This is a genomic window from Pseudoalteromonas sp. J2K-J599 (genome assembly GCF_059295115.2).
This window is the reverse complement of record NZ_CM200271.1, coordinates 445,559-468,163: the sequence shown is the minus strand read 5'-3', so window position 1 is coordinate 468,163 and position 22,605 is coordinate 445,559. Positions and strand designations below refer to the sequence as shown.

Genomic DNA, 22,605 nt, shown 5'->3' with positions numbered 1-22,605 from the left:
GTTACCTTCTTAAGAATGTTTTTAATAATTGTTCGGTTTCATATAAAGGTAAGCCTACAACAGAAAAATAGCTACCTGCAATGTGTGTTACAAAGCGGCCGCCTAAACCTTGGATACCGTAGCCACCGGCTTTATCTTGTGGCTCACCTGACTCCCAATAAGCATTAATTTCTTCATCTGTTAAAGTTTTAAAAGTAACATCTGTGCTTACAACACAGCTAAGTACATCACTTTGCGTCGCAAATGCAACTGCTGTGAGCACTTGATGCGTGTTACCCGATAGGCGTTTTAACGTATGTGTAAAATCGTTTTTATCGCGAGGTTTACCCAATGATTCGTTATCGATAACAACCACAGTATCACTACCAAGTACAGGGCGATCGGTATATCCAAGCTCTACACCGCTTTGGGCTTTTAAGCGCGCTAAACGCTCAACAAGTGCTCTAGGTTGCTCGTTTGGAAGTGGGCTTTCATCTGCATCAACACTAAATTGTGTAAATTCGACACCTAATTGGCTTAATAACTCTTTACGACGGGGCGAGGCTGATGCCAAATATACTGCGGTAGTCATTACCTGATCCTAAAATGTCTGCGATATTTACGAAGTAGTAAAAAGACCCAAAACCAGCTAACCATTCCGGTTGCTACTGGCCATAAATACTGTGGATTAAAATAAACCCCTAACAAAAAGTGATTTAGCCAAAACTGCATTAAGTGATACAGCGTTAAAAATAAACCAATTAGTAGGCTTTGTTGCCAAAGCGAAAAGTTACGAATTTTTTGAAAGTTGCTCGCGGTTACAAAAATACATACCGAGAATGTAAGCGAGTTCACGCCCAGCGGTGAGCCAGACGCTAAATCTATTAATAAACCAACAACCCAAGCAGTACCAATATTTAAACGATGCGGTACTGCTAGCGACCAATACATAAGTACAAGTAAAACCCAGTCAGGTCTAAATGGTTCAAACGAAAATGGAAGTGGCATTAGTGCCATTATTAACGCAAAAAAGATGCTTAGCGCAATTAACAATGAATAACGGTTAATCATCGCTGATTTGCTCCTGTTGATTACGCCATAAAATAACCAGCAAACGAATGCGATCTAGTTGCGCAATAGGTTCTGCAAAAACTTGTGCAAACGGTCGCCCTTCATCACGATTTATTTCGGTTACTACTGCCACCGGGTATCCTTCAGGGAATGTGCCCCCTAAACCCGATGTAACAAGTACATCGCCAATTCGCACATCTAAACTGTGTGGAACGTGAGAGAGCTTAACGACGTTAATTTTACCTATGCCTTCAACAACCGTTCGTACATCGTTACGAAGTATACGTACAGGTGTGGCATGTGTGGTGTCGGTCATTAGTAGCACGCGTGAAGTTGTTGAACCAACCTTTGTAAGCTGCCCTACTACACCCATTTCATCAATTACAGCTTGGCCTTCACTAAGCCCGTCAGTAGTACCACGGTTAATAACAACCTGATGACTATACGGGTTTGAATGTACAGAAAGTACCTGAGCAATAATTTTACGATTTGATTGCTTTGCAGATGAGCCTAATAAGGCGCGCAGTTTTTGATTTTCTCTGGCTAGAAATTGATACTGCTGAAGTTGCTCGCTTTGTAGCATTTGCTTTTTTTTCAGCGCTTCGTTTTCAGTAAGAAGTTGATCCCGCGTATGCAGGCTTTTAGCACTTAAGCTAAATAATTCGTAGGGTAAATTAGCTACATAGATTAGTGGGCTAACTAGAGTATTAAGGCTGGTACGAACAACGGTACCACCTTGCGTATATCTGTCTCCAACTATGAGTACGATACTCAAAAGCACTGCGACAAAAAGTCGCAGTTGCAAAGAGACTGTGCGTCCAAACATTAATTTCATTAGTCGTAACTAAAAACGTCACCACCATGAACATCGATCATTTCTAATGCTTTACCACCACCACGCGCAACACACGTAAGTGGATCATCAGCTACAACAACCGGAATACCCGTTTCTTCCATTAATAAACGGTCTAAATCTTTTAACAATGCACCACCGCCAGTAAGTACCATGCCGTGCGCAGAGATATCTGATGCCAGCTCAGGTGGTGATTGCTCAAGTGCAACCATTACTGCACTCACAATACCCATTAACGGCTCTTGTAGAGCTTCTAGGATTTCGTGTGAGTTAAGCGTGAATGAACGCGGAACACCTTCGGCAAGGTTACGACCGCGCACTTCAATTTCGATTGGCTCATCAGTTTTGAACGCAGAGCCAATTTGATGCTTAATATTTTCAGCTGTCGCTTCACCAATTAAGCTACCAAAGTTACGACGTACATAATTAATAATAGCTTCGTCAAACTTATCGCCACCAATACGAACAGATGATGAGTAAACAACACCGTTAAGTGAAATAATAGCCACTTCAGTTGTACCACCACCAATATCAACAACCATAGAACCTGTTGCTTCTGATACTGGTAAACCTGCGCCAATAGCTGCTGCCATTGGTTCTTCAATTAAGTAAACTTCACGAGCACCAGCACCCATTGCAGATTCACGTATTGCACGTTTTTCTACTTGAGTAGCACCACACGGCACACAAATTAGTACACGCGGACTTGGGCGCATAAAGTTATTGTTATGCACTTGCTTAATGAAGTGTTGTAACATTTTTTCAGTTACATAAAAATCAGCAATTACACCGTCTTTCATTGGACGGATTGCTTTAATATTTCCCGGTGTACGGCCTAGCATTTGTTTTGCTTCTGTACCTACAGATGCAACACTTTTAGGTCCACCAGCGCGTTCTTGGCGAATAGCAACAACTGAAGGTTCGTTTAATACAATACCTTCTTCTTTTACATAAATTAGGGTATTGGCTGTACCCAAGTCGATCGATAGATCGTTAGAAAAAATACCACGGAGTTTTTTAAACATGAGGCTGGATGACCTTTGAAATACGTTCTTATATTAGCTGCCTCACTTTAACATGCTCAACTATATGAGCAATATAAAGCGCAGCGCCTTTGTGAATTTGTGAAAAAAGGAAGCAAAGCTTCCTTAATTGAGTTTATCGTTCGCGAACTAAGCGAAAACCAATGTAGTTAGATCTAAAATCAGGCGCTAAAATTAAACGCGTAGATGCACGAGCAAGGCTTGGTGCAAAGTTCCACGCTCCGCCTCTTACTGCTACATCAGACTCACCTGATTCTTTATCGGTCCATTCCCATACATTGCCTACGGTATCGTATAATCCAAATGCATTTGGAGAAAAAGAACCTACTGGTGATGCACGTCTATTTGACCATTCACTACCACACCAACCACAGTTAGCTAGGTTTTTACCAATTTCGTTACCCCAAGGGTATTCTGTTTCGGTTCCTGCACGTGCTGCGTATTCCCACTCAACTTCGTTAGGTAAACGAAATTGCTGCCCTGTTTGACCCGATAACCACTCAGCGTAAGCTTTTGCATCGTTATAAGTTAAACATACAGCAGGAAAGTCACTGCCTTGCTCAAAACCAGGATTACGCCAATTTAAATTTGCTTCCCATACTGGTTCGCCATTTAAATAATACGCACACCCTTTATTTTTTTCCGCTTGAGTTTTATAACCTGTATTTGCTACAAACTTTTCGTAGGCACCCACGGTTACTTCTTTACTTTGCATAGCGAAAGAATTTGCTATTACTTTTTCAATTACTGGACGTTCATTAGCTAAACCATTGCCGTTAATATCGCCCATTTTAAATTTGCCTGCAGGAATAACGACAACCGGCGTTTCAACGTTTGCATTTAATACATTAACGTTTTCACTAACCTGGCGTGTTGTTACTTCTGGTTGCTCTCGAGTATAGGTCGGTGCAGCAATCGACTTAGGCTTTTTTACTAAATTTGCATTAATTGTTTGCGCTTTATTCAAATCAACACGTGCTTGATAAGGTTTATAACCAAGTTTACGTATTTCAATGTTATGAATGCCCGGCGGTAAACGTGTGATCAAGCGTGTTGAGCCAAAGCTTACACCATCGATAAACACTTCATCGTCGTATACGTTTGATCGTAATGTCAGCTCTACTGATTGATCCTTCTTCTTATTAAGGATAGAAGGGTAATCTTTTTTCACCGATGCAGGTTTAACTGAATAATCACGTACTGGCTGCTCATTTAAACGAGAAACCGACACCGTGTTGCTATTATCCGCGCTATTACTGAATGTTAACTGACTATCAGTAAATGTATTGTTATACGCGGGTTGATAAGCAGCAGTAAGTGGCGTGCCGTACTCAGAACAATAACGGTTATCAATGCTTAATAAGCTACATAAACGGCTACTGTTTACTTCGCCGCGCATGGTTACGCTTAAGTTGACGTTGTAGTTACCTTGGCCGCTAAATGCACTGTTAACTACATGGCTACTTAATATTTGTACTTGAGCGCCCGCCAAATTACGTTTTGGCTCAACAATGCGCTCTTCTGTTAAGTTTGCAAATATTTGATCTACAAAGCGTTTAGTTGCTTTTTGTAGCCCCATTTGCTGACCGCGTTGCTCACACGCTGCTAGCGTTTCTGTTCGCTTACAGTTAATCGTATGGTTAACTTCAAGCGTGCCTTCACGTGTAAACTCGTTACGTAAACGCTCTACTCTGGCTGTAGTTAACTGCTCTTTTAAGCTCTCTAAAGTATTTAAAAGCGTATGTTTAGCAACACGAATTTGCTCTATATCTTTACGGTGGGATGCAATTGCCGCCAACTGCATAGAAATATCATCTTTGTTTTGCTTATGATCAATCACCGCTTTTTGATAGCGTGATTGAGCCGCACTAATATTAATAGTGGGATCGTCAATTAAACGACGGTACATTTCGTTCATCGCATCGAGCGCTTGGTTTTTTTCTTTATCTAGCTCTGTAGAACGAGAACGAAGTAGCTCTAGTTGATTTTGTAACTGACCTTCTTCTTTAAGATGTTTTTCAAGTATTCTTGTCGAGTTATCGTATTCTGTCTGTTTAACACTAATCTCTGACTCAATTCCAGTTACTGTAGCTGTGTCTTGTGCAAATGCACTACTAGCTAACAAACTAGCTGAAATTAACAGAGATAAAGGAGTAATTCGCATATATTCCAGTCCCAAAAAGCGGCAATTATTTGGTCGTTATTATTTTTTTATAATTAAAGCCTTATGCTATGTACTTGCAGCACAAAACACAAGCTTTGTTCAATTATTATCTTAGTTTACAACTATTCGCGTGTTTCACGCCAGTAAATAACCCGATCATTTCCTCTAAAGCGTCCAAATTGTAAAATAGTACGAGGATTAAGCTGTGTTTCATCCCCCTGCCAATCCCACTTTAACCAATCATAAGTATTATATTCTAAGGTAAATTCACCCAAACCATTTGGCTGCGCATAAATACCATTGTTTGCCGGATACACTCCCGCCTCTAACTGGCCAGATACACCTGTTCCATATTCGTAGGCTAATTGCGGGCTGTTAGGTGATATTTGAGTGATTTGGGTATGATCAAATACACTACAGTTATCTTCTGCGTTATTTACAAATCCACTGCCGTTGTAATACTGAGCCTGCATAGGAATAAGTAAAGGGTCGAGATCGGAGCCTGCGTTATTACCAAGTACTAAACGTCCAAATCTAAACTCTATTGGTAATGTATTTAGTCGTACACTATTACAGCTACCCGAACATGCTGTTTGTGTATTAGGTTTATCATTTGCATCAATGAGCGTTGCTCCTTCTATGTTAGAAAGCGTTGCCATTAAACTGACCATAGCGAACGGTCCGTCTGCTTGCCCTACACCTAATCTTTGAAGTGTGGTGTTTATTTGACTCATTTGCCATTGGCCGTCGCTTATATCTCCCCAGTTATTATTTCCTAGGTTTACTAAGCGGCTAGCAAAATTAGTTGCGGGTACATAGTTAGCTACTTCATTATTTTCGGCATTAATGACTACACTGGACTTATCAAAGCCCTCTTTATAATTAGCCATTAGCTCACCATTTTGATTTAGTGCTTGTACTGTAAAGCCGAGTTCAAAAGGTTGATCAAGGTAAGTTAAATTACTGCCGTATTGCGTGCATTGTGCGGCAGCTTGAACCCCCACTACCTGAAACTGCGAAGGTGCAAAACGACCAATATTATATAATTCACCTTTTACATCTCCCGCGCCAAAATAATCGGCATCTTGAAGGCCTGCTGTTAAATCAATTATGCCAACTTGGTCGTAATTATACTGCGATATAGATTCACTCAAACTGCCTGTGTCACTAAAGGCAACAGTGCTCATCGCTTCAAGCGTACCTTGAACGCCTGGCGTAGGCGCTTTAAGTAATGCCTCTACAAGTGGTTGCTCTGTAATAAAGTGCTTGGCAATGGTGTTATTTGTTATATTGCTGTAGTTATCTGGGTAACCATCGTTGTTAGTGTCTTGCCCTGTTTGCCATTGCACCGCATTCATCTTTAAATCAAATGCTTCGCCAGTTAATCTAAATAAACTTCCATCAGCGTCTGTTGCATAACCATCACTTGCAACTTCCATCGCTAATCCAAATGGCTTTACAACATACTCATTTGAACTCCCCGTTAAATTTACTGATAAATTAGTGGCTGGGTCTAAAATTAAATTGGTATTTACATTTAAACTCAACTTTCCTGCATCGGGATAATTTATAACAATCGGGGCTTTAGACTCACTATCAAAGTTAAGTATGAATGATTTAGAGGCTTGCTCTACCGCAAAGGTATTATTGTTATTACTAAGTGAAACCGTATCAGAGCAACTTGCACCAGCACTGCATGTATACGATAAATCTAAGCTTACATCGCCACCAGCGGGAAATGCAGCTTCGCATACGCCCGTAGTGGTATTTGTTTTTACCGCTTGAATAGATAGCGCTTTTGCATTAAATCCAGTATTTGAAGGCTTTGCTGATAACTGAGTAGGAATTATAGTACTTCCATCTGTATCATTATTAAAAATAAATCCAGCATCAGAAAACGTAACTTTGCAGCCACTCAAACCAACATTATTACCACCGATATAACAACGAAGAGGTGCAGAAGGCTCTGCAGTGTTGTATCCAAATGTAACACTGCCTGTGGTGCGTTTAGCAAATTCGACAACCGCTGATCCTGTAAAATTAATATTCTCTCCTGTAACCCAGCTTTGTTGCCCACTATTATCTGGAGAAAGGTTTAAACTAGACGGCTCAGCAAATAATAAATCGCAGGCATCATTAGCGCAGGCTGTGAGTGTCATTTCTTTAGCTTCACACGTTAGACCTTTGTTATCGCTTATTGTTAAACGATAATGATCTAGGGTTTCTGGTATATAAATGCCACAAAAACCAGGGATACTTTCGGGTACTGGTAGAGCGTCAAACGTTGAGCTCCCTTCGGTAATAATTTGAGTAGCCGATGTAATTGACCCCTGATACGTTACATTTTGTGCGATTCTTACCTCACCAGTGGCAACAATATAGCCCGCAATATTTGCATCGGCTGCAATAGCAACCGCACCATCAACATAAATCGCTAAATACGCGCCAGTTTCGACCACTATATTTGTTTTACCTATATTCAAAAATGAAGTTGATAGAAGTGAGGTTGTGTCTTTTAAAAAAATACGTGTAGGCGCTGTTACTCTGTACTCTGTTTCCAGCATACTTAACTGCAACTCATCGTAGTAATAATCGCCAGCTAAAGAAGTAGGTACGGGCCCTGTTGAGCTGCCATCGTTTGTAACCGTTGGCACCTGTGCCGCTTGATTTGGCTCTAAAGAGTTATAGCCACCAGCAACACATGCTTGACCATTACATAAAGGAGGGCTCGTCAGCGCTGTAGAAATTAAGTTTGTGGTGGTGACAAACTGCGCATTACCATCGGTTATTTCTACCCCCTGAACTAACTGCACTTCACCATTGTTATAAGTAGAAATAGCGCCCGGGAATAACGTATCACAATCTAAAATATCACCATTAAATACAAAGGTACTGGTCATGGCGAGTATTGATGCTTCCTCGTTTACGTGACGGCGCTCGTTATCGCCATCACGATCTTCGTCAACAACAAGCCCTAGCCTGTCGGTCCTTAGATTACAGCTGCGTAACCACCCACCATCATCTTCTTGGCGTGAGTTTTTACTTGCTACAACTAGCGGAGCCACACTAAAATTATTAGTAAAACTAAAGTAATTACAGCCATTGCTCCAGCCGTCGACTTCAAAGCCGGTAAAAAAGGTTTCCCACGATACCTCAACGCCATTATCGTCAGAAAATATGCGATTACTTCCAGGCTCTACAGCCATATAAGCAACAGTTTCGGGTTTTATAACCCCAAGTGCTGTTTCAGATGCTTCTAATGCAATATTAACGCCGCTGGCAGATAGAGAATTACTTTCTACTGCAACTGTTAAAAATGGTATTAATGCTTGCGTTGGTGGATTGCTGTCTATGCTATTGAGTGTTTGTAATGAATGGAAAAAGTTTGGCCTTTGAGTAAATGGCTGAGCAAATGTCAGTGATTTATATCCCTTAGGTGTCAGTGGAGCAAAACCAGATTTAGAGCCATACTGTAATTCGAGTAATAAGTCTGTACTACCCACTTCCATAATTGTCCCATCAGGAAATTGATGCACACCATACTCAACAGCTAAATAGTGCGCCCCCATACTAATATGCCCGCCGTCCTCCCCAGAGGGTTCAAGCGGTAAGGCCTCAAAGCTAGTTGTGGTTATATTACGTATTCTTATTATTGCAGGGTTACCGCCTTGGTTTGTTGAGAGCATAAAAACAGCAGGAGGCGTTATATATTGCTGTTGAAAATTAACTTTTGTCCAAACAGGCGATGTATATGTATCTTGTAGTTCTATATAACGGCCTTCGATTTTTGGAGGCACTGCATTTGCGTAATTACAAAGTAACACGCAGCTAAAAAATATAGTGACCAATACATTTTTCATCATGGTAAGGTTTTAGCCTCCACACTGAGCGTTCTTTGTGTTTGCCAATAATCTTTTCTGCAGCTACTCCCTGCAGGGCAATCAATTGCGGCGCACGTTGCACTGCTTTGTAAGTAATATATATTCACAAGCCCGTTTGTTGTACTGCTATCTGGTAGGTCTATATATTCATTGCAACTTACCACTACTTTACAGTTAGCTAAATATGCAGTTTGGAAGGTTAAATCAGTAGTAACTGATGTACAGCTTTGAACTGAGCTATTTATTGGAAACAGTTGCGTTAAGCCACTTTCTAATCCACTTTGCGCCGCCATAAAAGCGCGAGCGCCGTAATACTCAATGGTATTTTGTTGAGATGCACCAGAAAGCACTTTAACTAATGCTAATCCTAGTGCTAATAAAGCAACAATAATGACTAAAGAAACTATTATTAAGTTTCCTTTTTGCTTACTGGGTAAGGCTTTTCCGTGAGGATTTTTTTTAAGGTACATTAGGAATATGTACCTCATGGTTAAAGCTCATTACTTCAGTATCGTTAAATTGCATTTGCGCATTCACATTAAGCACTGCGTTTCTTTGTAAAGAGAGTGCATCAAGAGTAAAAAACAAATCGCTAGCTAAATTGTTAGCAATATAAATACCTAATAAATCACGTTTAACACCACTGCTTATTTGTAAGCTCACGGCATCTAATTGATTAACAGTAAAACCGTAATTGGTATATCTATATAAATACTGCCCTTCAACGCAAAAACTTACAGGTTGAGAGAGTAAATAAAGGCGTTTACTCGGCGACTCTTGGGCAAATGCTTTACTAAATTGCCACTCATCAATTGCACTAGTGGTGGAGCTATTAAATGCTGATATTTTTAAACGCTTATTATTATTCTCATCGTATATATCAGCACTGCTTAACGGGTAAATTGTTGCCCAATCTCCAGTTTGCGGCTGCGTTAAATTATTAAGTTCAAAATCAACAGCGCTAACATTAAAAGGCGCTACGGTTGGTAAATAATTTGTATAGTGAGTCGCCGATAAAAATGGCGTAAATTCTAAGCACTGCTGAGCACCACATGCTCCGCTAGTACTGTTATCGCAAGAAAGCCTTAATGAATTTGGCGTGGCGTGGCGAAGTTCTTTACTAAGTCGCGTTATTAAAAAGCGGGCCTGGGCTACAGCTTCTTGGCGTTCAGCCCCTTGCGAATAAATACTGACTCCAGCACCAATAAACGAAAATGCACTTACGGCTAAAATACCAATAATCACCATAACAAGTAATAGCTCTATAAGGGTAAATGCATTTTGATATTTGGCTCTTTGCATTAGTAATTCCCTTTATATGCACTAAATCCGTAAACTTCGCCTAAGGGTGATGTTACTTCTATAGTAATACGCTTAAAAGTTGTGCCATCGTTAATGGTCAATTCGTTAAAGTCGCTATCGTACTGGACTGTAATAACTAAGTTAAAGTCACTGTATTGGCTTAACACCTCACCTAAGCTATTAGTAATAGGCTGGTTAGACAGTGCAATATAGTCATCTACATCGTTATAACTGGTTCTGGTTTCTGAGTTATCTATTCCTAAGTCAGCAGGTGCGGTACAAGCCTCAGCACCTATAGATATTTCGCCACACCGCTTAAAAGGTGCGCTTCTGTCGCTGTGTTCATCAAATGATTTACTTTGAATTTCGTTCATTAGTGATTGACCAAATTCAGAGGCTCTTAAAGCCACAATCGGCTCTGCACTTTTTTTGGCTTGTGGGGCAATTAAAGCTGTAATAATACTCAATGCAATCGCAAACATGACTATGCCAATAATAAGCTCAATTAAAGTAAAGCCTTTTACTTTAAGGGCACGCATATATTAGCCCTTCACCACTTATGCATACGCCAGCTAATCCAACGTCTATTCGACACTGCGTAGTACAAGTTTGATTTGATTTACCTAAAGCATCAAAACTAATTTGGGTAAAAATGTTCGCGTTACTATCTAAAGCACTAAATGTTATATCACTTCTTTGTGTGTCTATTTGTACCACTAAATGATCGGTGTTATTAGCATCAGCTCCACCGATACATGTATCGGGTGCGGGGGGAGCAATAAGTGTGGAGGTTATATAAAGGGTATGACAGCTTGCCGTTGCTGTATTTTGCATGGCACGTAGCTGCACTGTTCTCAGTGCATTTAAAGTACGATCTCGATACGAATAGGCGTCTTCTGTTGAGCTGCCCAGAAATTTGGGAACTGCCGTTACCGACAGTATTCCCAATATTACTAGAGTAATAATTAACTCAATGAGTGTGAAGCCACGCAATCGTTGCTTACTACTGCTTTTCATTTATGTAATTAACAACCCGTAGTAACAAGTGTTATTACTGGTGGCACTACAACAACAGAGCTTGTTGCGTCACCCGAATTTGTAGCTGCCGTATATTCAATACGGCAATCGTCCCCTACAAGATAACTATTAGGAAAAATAATAGCTTTATTTGCTGTAGCAGTATCTATATTAAAGTCTTTTGAATCCACTGTATCATCAGTACCATCTAAATCAGCAGTACCATCAGCAAAGTCGACATCTAAAAAGGCTTCAAAGGCAGCCTCTGTTGCTGCTGGATAACCATAAACTGTATCGACTGCATCACCTGTATCTACAGTAACTTTAGCCGATACCTTTTTGTGATTGCTAGCAATAATAGATTTGCCATTTACAATATTCATACCACTGCGAATAGAGCCTTGTAAGCCTTCAAGTGTTGAAGCATTTGCATCACCTTGCAAGTTTAAAAAACGAGGTGCTGCAGTAACAGCTAAAATGCCCAAAATAACAATTACGATGATCAATTCAACAAGTGTAAAACCTGCTTGTTTATTCATTGGTAAACTTTTTAACGATTGCGTTTTCATAAATAAGCCTCTTTTTAATTACTTAATTTTTAAATATTTTTACTTTGCCTGTTTTAGCAAAGTATGAAAAACCTGTTAGACCTGATATTTCCCCCGTATTGGTAGGTATACTTTTAACATCAATGGTGTGAGTTAAATAATAGACGCATTGCGTATTTTCTGCATTGTACCTAACTAAAAAACTTACACTTTTTATTATCGATAATTCATTACTTAACGTACTACTGGGTGCATCTTGTAAAATTATATTTAAAACTTGGCGGCATTTATTCGCATTTATAACTTCTGCACGAGTATCTTTTTTTTCTGTTTCATCGCTTGTTGGTGTACCTAACGTCCCATCAACACCAACTATTACCCCTGCATAGTTAACAAATGTTTTGTTTGACCTGCTGTTTGGCCTACCTTCTAACTCCCATTGACCTCTAACCATGCCAACAGCTGATGAAAAACTACCTGCTATAGCGTCAACGCTTGCATTATGCGCTTGATTTTTAATACCTATATATTGAGGTATAGCAAAGCTCAAAATGACTGCCAGTAAAATAACAACAATAACTAACTCAAATAATGAGAAACCTTTTGAGAAAGTTATTGTTGTGTTCACTTTAATTCCCTTTGATTGCCGACATCATGTTCCACATAGGCATAAAAATACCCAATGCTAAAATCAGCACCATAATGGCAACAAACACAGTTAAAATAGGTTCTATTTTTGCGGTTAAACTTCGTAAGTCATAATCAACTTCACGCTCATAATAATCAGCAGCTTCTTGAAGTAGCTCATCAACCCGGCCCGTTTCTTCACCTACCGCTACCATCTGTAATACAAGCTGAGAAAACAGCTGAGAACTTTTTGAGGCCCTAAGCAAACTATCGCCCTTTTCTATATCTTGGCGCATAGTAATAATCGCTTTTTCCATATAGCTGTTATCTACGGCATGCGCTGTTAGTGATAAACCAGTGGTCATAGGCACACCGGAGCGCAATACCATAGCTAAACTTTGACTGTAGCGCGCAAGCAATGTCCGTTTTAAAATATCCCCAATAAATGGAATTTTTAATTTATATTGATCCCACTTAAAGCGTCCAGACTCTGTATTTAAATAACGCCTCCAAGCAAAAACAGAACCAATAACCATCACCAACAATAACCACCAGTAGTTAACAAAAAAGCTGCTAGTGCCAATTAATATTTGCGTCATTAATGGCAATTCGGCATCAAATTTTTCGAACATACTGGCAAAGGTAGGAATAACAAAAATATTCAAAATAATCATAGCCGCTACTAGAGCCAAAATAACAAAAGTAGGGTAGCGCATAGCTGCTTTTATACGCTTTCGGGTTTCTTGTTCTTTCTCAAAATAAATAGCGAGTTGATAAAACGCATCTTCTAATCGTCCAGAGCCTTCACCAACCATTACCATGGATACTGTTAAACGGCTAAATACCTCGTTATGTATCGCCATTGCACTGGATAAGTCGCGGCCTTGTTCGAGCTGCTTGGTAACTTCTATTAGTACATTTTTAAATTTTTTATTTTGTGTTGTATCTGCCAACCCAACCATTGCTCGTATAATTGGTATACCTGCTTTTAATAGCGAATACATTTGCCTAGAAAACATAATCATGTCGTCTAGCGTTATTTTTTCGACAAATAAATTATCAAAAATTTTGATGTTATTTTTTGTTTCAACTAAAGAGATTGATATTGGTATAAATTGACGCTTCATTAAACTATCAGCTACGCCAGCTTGGTTACTCGCTTCTAATTGGCCTTTAACCAACATACCTTTGCTGTCTTTAGCTTTGTAGCTATATAGTTGCATCAATATCCCCTACTATTTCTGGGATATATTCAGCCACTTTAAATACTTCATCTAAAGAGGTAACACCTTGCTTGGCGTAGTTTAATGCCATTGTTGAGAGCGGCGAAAAATTCGCGCTATTTTTAGCGGCTTTTGCAAAACCTTGCGTGTCGTTAACTCGTAATGTATCCATCATTGCATCATCCATTTCGAGCAACTCAAAAATACCTACACGCCCTTTATAACCACTATGGTTACATGCTGTGCAACCTTGCCCTTTAGAGAATTGAGCTTCAGTAACATCTTCGCCTAAGTATTTTAGCCAACTTATTTCTTGATGATCTGGCAAGTACGGTACTCTACAGTCATTACATATTCGTCTTACTAATCGTTGGGCAATAATAGCGCGCAGTGAACTTGCCACTAAGTAAGCCGGTGCCCCCATATCAATTAGCCGCATAGCACTAGTGATTGCATCATTAGTATGTAGCGTTGATAACACAAGATGACCTGTTAAAGCGGCTCTTAACCCAATATCTACGGTTTCTTGGTCACGCATTTCACCAACCATTATAATGTCAGGATCTTGCCTTAAAGCGGTCCGTAAAATACTGGCAAAGCTCAGCCCTATTTTATTATTTATTTGTACCTGGTTAATACGACCGATACGATACTCAACAGGATCCTCTACTGTAATAATTTTACTTTCTTGTTGATTCAGCTCACTTAGTGCACCGTATAGTGTGGTTGTTTTACCCGAACCTGTTGGCCCGGTAACTAAAACCATGCCATGTGGACGTTTTATAATGCTGCGCACACGTTTTAATATGTGTACAGGCATACCCGTTTCATCTAACGATAGTAATCCTGCGGATTGGTCAAGCAGGCGCATTACAACTGACTCACCATGCTGAACCGGCATGGTAGATAAACGCACATCAATACTATGGCTGCGTACTTTTATATTAAACCGGCCATCTTGAGGGAGGCGTTTTTCAGATATATCTAATCCCGACATAAGCTTTAAACGTAGCACTAATGCCGATGCTATTTTTACTTGGTTAAGAGTGTGCTCTTGTAATATGCCATCTACACGTTGGCGAATACGTAATAAGCCTTCATCTGGCTCAATATGAATATCGGATGCACGTACTTGTACAGCATCCTCAAATATTGATTGCAGTAACTTTACAACGGTTGCATCTGATGTCTCATCACCTAAAGAATTTAAATCAAACTCTTCTACGTCTTGATATTCTTCATGAAGTTGTGCTGCAAAGTTGGTAATTTCATCTGTACGGCGATACACGTTGTCAAACGCAGCCATAATTTGGCTTTCTTGAACAACGGCTAAATCTATTCGTTTAGGAGCAAGCATAGTCGCAAGTTGATCAAGGCTCCTTAAATCAGCAGGATCGCTCATCCCGAGCAAAACAGAGTCACCATTATCTTCAATTACTAATGCTCTGTAACGACGCGCATATACTTCAGATAAAAGCTTAGATACATCATGTGATATTTTTCGCTGTGATATATCTAAAAAAGGTACCTGTAATTGCTGCGCTAAAAAGCGTAATAGTTGTGGCTCACTAATAAGCTCAAGGCTAATAAGTGTCGAACCTAATTTACGACCTGTCGCTGCTTGAACATTTAATGCTTCACTTAGTTGCGCTTCGGTGATCATGTGTTCATGAACAAGTAAATCGCCTAAGCGCATTTTTAAACTAGGTCTCATACGGCCTCCTTTAGCGCAACTAAACGCTGTAATGCATGCTGAGTCATAACAGTATTTAATCCACCTAAATCTAGAGCTACTTTGTAAAGTTGTTTAGCATCCAGATATTCTCCCAGTGCATCTTTTGAGGTTGCAAGTGCAAGCCACCACTTGGCTTGACTAGGCTGAAGCTTTGTAAGATGTTTAAAGCTTTCAAGTGCTTTATGGTGCTTACTTGCACTTTGCGCGGCAGTCCCTTGCAGCACCCAAAAATCAAGATTCGCTTGAGGCTCAAATTCATCACTTAAAAGCAGCAATACCTCTTCATACTGTTGTTGCATAATAAGTATTTTGCTTAGCATTACACGCCATTCAAGCACACTAGGATTTTGGCGAATACCCGCTTGCAAAACCTGCTGTGCAGAATTTATATCTTGTTGTTTAAAGTAAGTTGCAGCCAGTAAGTTTCGAGCCTCAACATGTAAAGGCGATTGCGCTAAAATCACGTTTAAATCACTTATAGCTTCGTTGTATAAGCCAAACTGTATTGCCTGCTTAGCTGCCGCTAATTGCTCAACCAATAAAGCCTGTGGCGACTTAGCTTCTGCCACGCTTTTAAACATAGTATTTTGAGGCTTAGCTTTAGTCACTGGCGTAATTTTTGGCTTACTCACAGTAACTTCACTAGCGGTTAACTCTTTATTATTAGCTAGTGCAGAGCTTTGTTTAACCTCGGCAGTTACAACCGGCTCAACTATTGGCTGAGAAGCTAACAATGTAGCTTCATCCAACTTGGGTTCAGCTAAATCATTCACTTTTGGCTTTATTTGCTCAATAGGCATAACTGCCTTTACAGCTTCTTGCTCAACCATAGGTTCTGCAGGACTTTTTTCATCTTGGGAGTCAGATAAATTAGAGGTTATAACCGCGACCATTTTTTGCTTTGGTAACACAGCCTCACGTTGGGTCTCTTTTTTGTCGGCGATAGGTAAATACAGGTATGCTAAAAAAATGACACTTAGCATAATAAGTAAAATTACGGCTTTAAATACAATGTTTCTTACATCATATATTGGCTTTACACTTACACCTTCTTGAATACTTACTTGCTTAGCTTCACGTTGCTCAATATTTTTAAGCATATTATTTATAACGCTCATAACCACTGCCTCCAAACCCATATGGCAGCAACAACTAAAACACTAAACATTAACGCGCTGTAACTCCAATATTGGCCTGTCCGGTATTTTGCGCAGTCTTCAGTATCTTTTATGGCAAGCTGAATATGGCGATTTGTTATTGTATTTAATCCTTCACCGTACGCTTGTAATAGTGCTTTGTGGCATAAAATATTAACTAATCTAGGAATACCACGGCTTGCTCTGGCAATCTTAAGCCCCATACTATTATTAAATAAAGGAGGCCGATTAAACCCTGCAATTTGTAAGCGATGATTAATATAATAAACAACCTCTGCGCCAGTCATCGCCCTTAATTTATACGAAAAACTGATACGCTGGCGTAACTGCCTTACTTTATTATTTGCCAGTTTTTCATCAAGTTCTGGTTGTCCAAATAGCACTACTTGAATCAGCTTTTCGCTTTCTGTTTCTAAGTTTGTAAATAATCTAAGCGCTTCTAGAGTCTCCCAGCTCAAGCATTGCGCTTCATCTATCAAAAGTACTACGCGCTCATTGTCTTCTTGTAAGTCGAGTAAATGATGATTTATAAGCTGCCCTAGTGCTTGTTGGTCCAATGCTTTATCTACATCCATGCCCAGCTCAATTGCAATCGCCCATCTAAGCTCTTCTGGGCTTAAATAAGAGTTAGGTAAATAGGCCACAATGTAATCTGGCTCAAGTTGATTTAATAACTTTCTACAAAGCAACGTTTTACCTGTCCCAACTTCACCGGTAACCTTAATAAACCCCTCCCCCATTTCAATGGCTGTTGTTAGCACTTGCATCGCTTCGTGGTGCGGCTCAAGTGCACAAAAAAATTGTGTGTTAGGGGTTAACGTGAAAGGCATTTCACTTAAATTAAAAAAGCTTAAATACATAGTTAGTTTTCATACCATGTTTTTAAAAGCTGACGGCTTTCACCTTGTTGTTTTTTCCAAGTGTCGGGCATAACAACGGTTGGTTTGATTAAGATAATCAGTTCTTTTTTCTCTTGGCGTTTACGAATACTTTTGAATAAATTGCCAAATAGCGGGATATCACCCAGCACCGGTGTTTTAGATTCTTCATCCTGAGTTGACGTTTGCATCAAGCCACCAATAACCACTATTTCGCCACTTTGAGCGCGAATAACGGTATCTGACTCTCGAATGTTGCTTTGCGCTAGAGGTAACTCAAAACGTTGATCGTCTAAAGTAATTACCTTTAGTTGCTCTTCTGTTTCAGTTACTGAAGGGTGAACATGCAAAATGACTGAGCCGTACTTGTCAATTTGCGGCGTTACATCAAGGGCAATACCAGAAAAGAACGGTGTTAAATCAATCTCAGGCGAGGTAGTTGTAGCAGTACCTGTTACCGTCGTACTTGATACGTTAGTAACAAAATATTCGTCCTGCCCTACTTTTATAACTGCTTTTTGATTGTTTGTAGCCGTAACCCGAGGGTTAGATAACATTTGCACATCGCCTTGGGTTTCTAGCAAATTAATAACCCCGTTAAAGTCACCTTTTTGAATGGTTAGCGATGACGCTCCGCCAATTGCAGCCGAAATACTATTACTAATTGTAGAACCCGCTGTTGTAGCAAACGAAATCCCACCTTCTAAACCACTGGCTATACGCTCCCAATTAACTCCTTGTTGATACTCATCTTTTAAAGTTACTTCTATTATTTTTGCTTCTAGAATAACTTGGCGTTGCAGGTTTTCTTGGCTTTGACGTAAAAACTCTTTGAGCTGACTAATTTCACTGGGCAATGCATTTACTGTAACCAAACTAGCTTGTGGGCTTGCAACAACATAGCGCCCATCGCCTGCGCCAATTAAGGACTTAAGAGCAACTTCTAATTCTTGCCAAAAATCATTTTTATTAATTGTTTGGATTCGAGAGCCATTTAAATCTAAGCTTTGGTTGTCACCACCAGAGCTACTATTTTGTTGGTTACCACTGCCTGAATTTGAACTACTCGATCCATTGCCACTTTGTGCAAACTGACTAACCCCACCAGCAACAACACTCACTGTAGATTGACCATGACGTTGCATCATCAAATAATTTACAGGTATCGTTTCTGTGCGCATTTTGGCTGGTAATACTTGTACAATTCGCCCTTCATTTACAATATCTAAAGGGTACATACGCTTAATAACAGCAATGACTTCGTTAAAAGTAACGCTTTTTAGGTTTAAACTAATTGTGCCATTTACTTCTGGGTGTACAGCAACACTAAAAGGAGTATCGTCTGTTAAGCCTGCAAAAAAGGCGCCTATTTCAACATCATTTGCAGCAACATCAAAACGCTTGATAGATAAATCATCACTTATAGTTTGCTCATTATTTATAGATGACAATAAGCTTTGTGTAAGTTCGCTTGGCATTTGTAAAGGCGCAATTACTTTAGGCTCTGTAGGTCTTTCAGATAACTCTTGCTCTATATGATTTTTAACCTCTTTACCTGGTTTAAAGCTATGGCACGCAGTTAAAAATGTAGGTAACAATAGAAGAACAAGCCACGGATGAGATAAATTATTTTTTAATTTCATAGTCATATAATTCTAATTTTATTTGTTTATCATCATTTGCTAACACAACCTGTTTTGAGTTAATGCTTAGCACCCGAAAATCATCTACAGCATCACCAACTCGATAAATATGGCCTGAAATAATGGCCTTAAATGCTGTACTGTTTTTAATAATAGATTGCAATTTAAGTTCTGTACTTTGCTTAACTGGACTATTGTTACTCACAAACATATTTGGCTGAGTCGGATCGCGAAGTTGCGCAAGCGCACTCGGCGCAATAATGTAAAGAGCCAAAGTACAAATACTATAACGCGATAAATTTTTCATTAGCGCTCACTGTAGCTATATGTAGGACGAGTTCAGCTTGAGGGTACTCTAGTACCTGATAACTAAACTCTTGTATTAATAACTTATTTTGATTGTTTTTTAATGCGGCTAAATATTTTTGTAAGCTAAAGTAGCTACCTTGCAAAGTAACTACCATCTGATGCTCAAAAAATAATGTTTGCGTATCATGTTCACCTAGTTTTTCTACATCGATAGCCCGTGCTGGTTTTACATTAAAGCTACTCACTTTTACGTCGCTACTATCTACAAGCAAATCTTTTAAAACGGCAGGTACATTTTTAGCAGCTACAAAGCCTTGGCTAAAACTATTAAGTTGATTATTTATTTCGGCTAATTCATCTCTGGTTTGTGCAATTTGGCCGCGTAAAACCTTAGTGTAGTCGTAGTTTAGTGCTTGGTTTAACATGGAGAGTTGCGCATTTATCTGCTGTAACTCTTGCAGCGTTGTATTGTGCTTTGAACGTATGTTGGCAACTTCATCTTGCTGTGGAAAAATAACGAACCAAAGACCGAGGTAAATCACTATAAACAAACCAACAAATAAGGTGGAATACTTCTCACGTTTTTGCAGCGATGCAAACTGAGCTTGGTATTTGACCCATAATGGCCAACCTTTATTTTTATTATTCTGGCTACTTGTTGTTTGGCTCATGGTTTATCGCCCTCATCACTAAGGTCTGTCGCTACATTAAATTCACTTACACCTGCTTGCGTAGATAACTCTAAAACTGAAAACTCTTTATCAATAAAAAATGGCGACTGTTTTAAATTATCAAACCAAATTGGTAAGAATTTTGATTGCGATGTTTGACCTTGAAGCGTCACACTTTGCCCTACAAACTTAATGTGGGTCAGCCAAATATTAGGTTCATGATACTTAGCTAAATCGTGCATTACCTGAGCGTAGTCGGTTGCAGACTGCTCTGAACTTTGCTCTAAATAGCTAAATATTTGCTGCTTGTGCAAAACCTCTTGCTGAAGTGTTTTTAGCTCATTAATAAAGAGTGTTTTATTTTGTTTCTCTGCTAACTGCTGTTTTACAACTTCTAACTGAGCTTTTCCTTGTTTGAGGTATTGCCTATTTTGTTCTAAATCAAGCTCACTAGAATATGTTTTATAACTGTAAAAAGCCCACGTGATTGCAATAATTAATAGCGCACCTAACCACAACGTGATCATTCCAGACAAAGGGACTGGGTCTCGCCGTACGCGTAAGGTTTTTTGATAAAAGTTAATCCGGGTTTTCATAGCACAGACTCAGGATCTGTTAATTGATAGGCTGCCCCAAGCGCATAATAAAAATTTGGCTCTAATTGCTGCGCTAATTCTAAGTTAGGCTCAAAATCTACAACTTTTACTTGTAAAAACTCTGCAAGCCCTGCTCTAAGAGTTAATGAAGATAAATCATCGCACTGTAACTGAATGCTGCGAATTGGTGGTTGCTTGAGCTGGCTTTCAAAAAAGTCCATAGAACGCTGAATTTCTAATCCTAACGCTTCTACCAATTCTTGATTTTGATCTTTATCAGAAATGCCTAAAAAACCATTTAATCGCCTAGCTAATACTAATTGCCCATCACGAATAATTAAGATTCGAGGTTCATGATTAGCATGTTGCACAATCAGCATATGCGCCTCTTTGTATGAGCCAAACAAGGTAACTAAAACCATTTCTTCAGAGGTCATTGCACGCAAAACAGGTTTAGTTTGTTCAAAACTGTCTATAAACGGAAGTAGTTGCAGCTTATTCGTAATAAACACATTCATTTTGCTGCTTTGCATCGGTAATGTTATTGGATAATCGATAAAGTCAGCCACAATATTTTCAGGCGCTATATCAACTAAATCTTTTGTAGTCCAAGGGAGTGACTGAATGATTTCTTCATCACTAAGGTTTGGTTTATCCATTTGCACTATTTGATAAAAGTAGTGCGGTATGACTAAATTAACGGCACAAATATCAGTAGAAACCTCATTTGTACAAGCAACAATTGCAGCGGTATAATCGGTTTGCTCAGACACATTTACACTGTGAGAACTGTGAACCATCCATTGGTCGCGTTGTTTTTTTAAACATACTGCGTTAACAGTATCTGCATACGTTGCAACACCAATAGCTGTATTAGGATCTAAACTACGATTTAACCAAGAAAACAGCTTTTCTTTCATATAGCTACTATTGTTAATTATGTATTAACCAAGTGTCGTACATTTTAATTATTTTGCCAAGTTGAAAACTAATAAATATGCATAAATCATTCAAAATAAAAGAAAATAACCATATTCAACAAATAGATACAACGTTTCTAAAAAAGAGAAATATTTATTTAGGTGTAAAACGTGATGATTTGCTTCATCCGTTAATAAGTGGCAATAAATGGCGTAAATTAAAATATAATTTAGCGTACATGCAAAAGATAAATAAGACAGAACTTCTGACTTTTGGTGGTGCATTTTCAAACCATATTCACGCCTGCGCAGCTGCGGGAAAAGAATTTAATATAACAACTCATGCAATTATCCGCGGGCCAGAACTTGATAACAACAATCCGACAATTCTGTTTGCAAAACATTGTGGTATGAACCTACATGTTGTTAATCGTATAGAGTATCGAAAACGTCACGAGACTGAATACCTTAATGCTCTGCAAGAGCGTTTTCCAAACGCTTATATCATCCCTGAAGGTGGCACAAATGAACATGCTTTATTAGGGTGTCAAGAGTTAGTACAAAGCTTACCCGAACATAACTACTTAGTTTGTCCTACAGGTAGTGGTGGCACGCTTGCTGGACTAATAGAAGGCAGTGCTTCAACAACACAAGTTATTGGTATAGCGGTATTAAAACAAGCTGAATATTTAAATGAAGAAATAAAAAAGCTGAGCGCTAAAGCTAATAACCAAACTAACTGGCAGTTACTCACAGAGTTTCATGATGGTGGCTATGGTAAGTTTTCACCTGAGTTATGGCAGTTTTGCCAAGACATGAGTCACACTTATAATCTGCCACTTGAGCCTATTTATAGCGGAAAAATGATGTATGCATTGTGGCAGCTTATTGAGCAAGATTATTTCCCATCTGGGAGTAAAATTATTGCTGTTCATACCGGCGGGCTTCAAGGCTTAAATGGGCTTAAATATAGAGGGTTAATTTAGAC

At 39.2% G+C, this 22,605-nt stretch carries 22 protein-coding genes; 1 reads left to right on the top strand and 21 read right to left on the bottom strand.

The genetic code is table 11. The features are described from left to right. Nucleotide 1: 1 nt before the first annotated feature. From AC5NT5_RS02070 to AC5NT5_RS01970, 21 genes are all read right to left on the bottom strand, one after another. Nucleotides 2-571, bottom strand: a complete 570-nt coding sequence (locus AC5NT5_RS02070; protein ID WP_154904155.1) for a Maf family protein — start codon at nucleotides 569-571, stop codon at nucleotides 2-4. Beyond that, nucleotides 571-1,050, bottom strand: coding sequence for a rod shape-determining protein MreD (mreD, locus tag AC5NT5_RS02065; protein ID WP_002958403.1), 480 nt, complete (start codon nucleotides 1,048-1,050; stop codon nucleotides 571-573). Before mreD ends, AC5NT5_RS02070 begins: the two co-directional genes overlap by 1 nt. Then, entirely contained in the window at nucleotides 1,043-1,885 is an 843-nt protein-coding gene (mreC, locus tag AC5NT5_RS02060) for a rod shape-determining protein MreC (protein WP_173400216.1), read from the bottom strand. The genes mreD and mreC overlap by 8 nt, the downstream gene beginning before the upstream one ends. Then, nucleotides 1,885-2,928 carry a rod shape-determining protein gene (locus AC5NT5_RS02055; protein ID WP_002958401.1) on the bottom strand — a complete coding sequence of 348 codons (1,044 nt, stop codon included), beginning with the start codon at nucleotides 2,926-2,928 and terminating at the stop codon, nucleotides 1,885-1,887. The genes mreC and AC5NT5_RS02055 overlap by 1 nt, the downstream gene beginning before the upstream one ends. A 133-nt stretch (nucleotides 2,929-3,061) precedes the next feature. Further along, nucleotides 3,062-5,110 carry an SUMF1/EgtB/PvdO family nonheme iron enzyme gene (locus AC5NT5_RS02050; protein ID WP_494513266.1) on the bottom strand — a complete coding sequence of 683 codons (2,049 nt, stop codon included), beginning with the start codon at nucleotides 5,108-5,110 and terminating at the stop codon, nucleotides 3,062-3,064. 122 nt (nucleotides 5,111-5,232) lie between these two features. Next, entirely contained in the window at nucleotides 5,233-8,973 is a 3,741-nt protein-coding gene (locus AC5NT5_RS02045) for an H-type lectin domain-containing protein (protein ID WP_154904153.1), read from the bottom strand. After that, complete coding sequence (locus AC5NT5_RS02040) at nucleotides 8,970-9,461, bottom strand: agglutinin biogenesis protein MshP (protein ID WP_154904152.1); 492 nt, start codon at nucleotides 9,459-9,461, stop codon at nucleotides 8,970-8,972. The genes AC5NT5_RS02045 and AC5NT5_RS02040 overlap by 4 nt, the downstream gene beginning before the upstream one ends. Next, the gene (locus AC5NT5_RS02035; RefSeq protein ID WP_154904151.1) at nucleotides 9,451-10,293 is read right to left on the bottom strand and encodes a PulJ/GspJ family protein; all 843 of its coding nucleotides are present in this window, start codon (nucleotides 10,291-10,293) and stop codon (nucleotides 9,451-9,453) included. The genes AC5NT5_RS02040 and AC5NT5_RS02035 overlap by 11 nt, the downstream gene beginning before the upstream one ends. Then, nucleotides 10,293-10,832, bottom strand: coding sequence for a type IV pilus modification PilV family protein (locus tag AC5NT5_RS02030; protein ID WP_154904150.1), 540 nt, complete (start codon nucleotides 10,830-10,832; stop codon nucleotides 10,293-10,295). Before AC5NT5_RS02030 ends, AC5NT5_RS02035 begins: the two co-directional genes overlap by 1 nt. Beyond that, entirely contained in the window at nucleotides 10,819-11,310 is a 492-nt protein-coding gene (locus AC5NT5_RS02025) for a type IV pilin protein (RefSeq protein WP_154904149.1), read from the bottom strand. The genes AC5NT5_RS02030 and AC5NT5_RS02025 overlap by 14 nt, the downstream gene beginning before the upstream one ends. Before the next feature lie 8 nt (nucleotides 11,311-11,318). Continuing rightward, nucleotides 11,319-11,879: a prepilin-type N-terminal cleavage/methylation domain-containing protein gene (locus AC5NT5_RS02020; protein WP_154904148.1), complete on the bottom strand. Its 561-nt coding sequence runs from the start codon at nucleotides 11,877-11,879 to the stop codon at nucleotides 11,319-11,321. Nucleotides 11,880-11,901: 22 nt separating this feature from the next. Further along, nucleotides 11,902-12,486: a pilus assembly FimT family protein gene (locus AC5NT5_RS02015; protein ID WP_039485772.1), complete on the bottom strand. Its 585-nt coding sequence runs from the start codon at nucleotides 12,484-12,486 to the stop codon at nucleotides 11,902-11,904. A gap of 1 nt (nucleotide 12,487) precedes the next feature. Beyond that, on the bottom strand, nucleotides 12,488-13,708 hold the full coding sequence (locus tag AC5NT5_RS02010) for a type II secretion system F family protein (RefSeq protein WP_154904147.1): 1,221 nt from the start codon (nucleotides 13,706-13,708) through the stop codon (nucleotides 12,488-12,490). Then, nucleotides 13,695-15,422, bottom strand: coding sequence for a GspE/PulE family protein (locus AC5NT5_RS02005; protein WP_154904146.1), 1,728 nt, complete (start codon nucleotides 15,420-15,422; stop codon nucleotides 13,695-13,697). Before AC5NT5_RS02005 ends, AC5NT5_RS02010 begins: the two co-directional genes overlap by 14 nt. After that, entirely contained in the window at nucleotides 15,419-16,561 is a 1,143-nt protein-coding gene (locus AC5NT5_RS02000; protein WP_154904145.1) for a tetratricopeptide repeat protein, read from the bottom strand. The genes AC5NT5_RS02005 and AC5NT5_RS02000 overlap by 4 nt, the downstream gene beginning before the upstream one ends. Beyond that, nucleotides 16,558-17,460: an ExeA family protein gene (locus AC5NT5_RS01995; protein WP_154904144.1), complete on the bottom strand. Its 903-nt coding sequence runs from the start codon at nucleotides 17,458-17,460 to the stop codon at nucleotides 16,558-16,560. The genes AC5NT5_RS02000 and AC5NT5_RS01995 overlap by 4 nt, the downstream gene beginning before the upstream one ends. Nucleotides 17,461-17,462: 2 nt before the next feature. After that, on the bottom strand, nucleotides 17,463-19,121 hold the full coding sequence (gene mshL / locus AC5NT5_RS01990; protein WP_154904165.1) for a pilus (MSHA type) biogenesis protein MshL: 1,659 nt from the start codon (nucleotides 19,119-19,121) through the stop codon (nucleotides 17,463-17,465). Continuing rightward, a complete protein-coding gene (locus tag AC5NT5_RS01985; protein WP_154904143.1) occupies nucleotides 19,105-19,428 on the bottom strand; it encodes an agglutinin biogenesis protein MshK in 324 nt (107 codons plus the stop codon). The genes mshL and AC5NT5_RS01985 overlap by 17 nt, the downstream gene beginning before the upstream one ends. Next, complete coding sequence (locus AC5NT5_RS01980) at nucleotides 19,406-20,101, bottom strand: agglutinin biogenesis protein MshJ (protein ID WP_154904142.1); 696 nt, start codon at nucleotides 20,099-20,101, stop codon at nucleotides 19,406-19,408. The genes AC5NT5_RS01985 and AC5NT5_RS01980 overlap by 23 nt, the downstream gene beginning before the upstream one ends. Continuing rightward, nucleotides 20,098-20,697: a PilN domain-containing protein gene (locus tag AC5NT5_RS01975; protein ID WP_223231636.1), complete on the bottom strand. Its 600-nt coding sequence runs from the start codon at nucleotides 20,695-20,697 to the stop codon at nucleotides 20,098-20,100. The genes AC5NT5_RS01980 and AC5NT5_RS01975 overlap by 4 nt, the downstream gene beginning before the upstream one ends. Next, entirely contained in the window at nucleotides 20,694-21,617 is a 924-nt protein-coding gene (locus AC5NT5_RS01970; protein ID WP_101163202.1) for an MSHA biogenesis protein MshI, read from the bottom strand. The genes AC5NT5_RS01975 and AC5NT5_RS01970 overlap by 4 nt, the downstream gene beginning before the upstream one ends. 77 nt (nucleotides 21,618-21,694) lie before the next feature. Here AC5NT5_RS01970 and AC5NT5_RS01965 point away from each other — a divergent pair, with 77 nt between their 5' ends. Next, entirely contained in the window at nucleotides 21,695-22,603 is a 909-nt protein-coding gene (locus AC5NT5_RS01965; RefSeq protein WP_154904141.1) for a 1-aminocyclopropane-1-carboxylate deaminase/D-cysteine desulfhydrase, read from the top strand. Nucleotides 22,604-22,605: the final 2 nt, after the last annotated feature.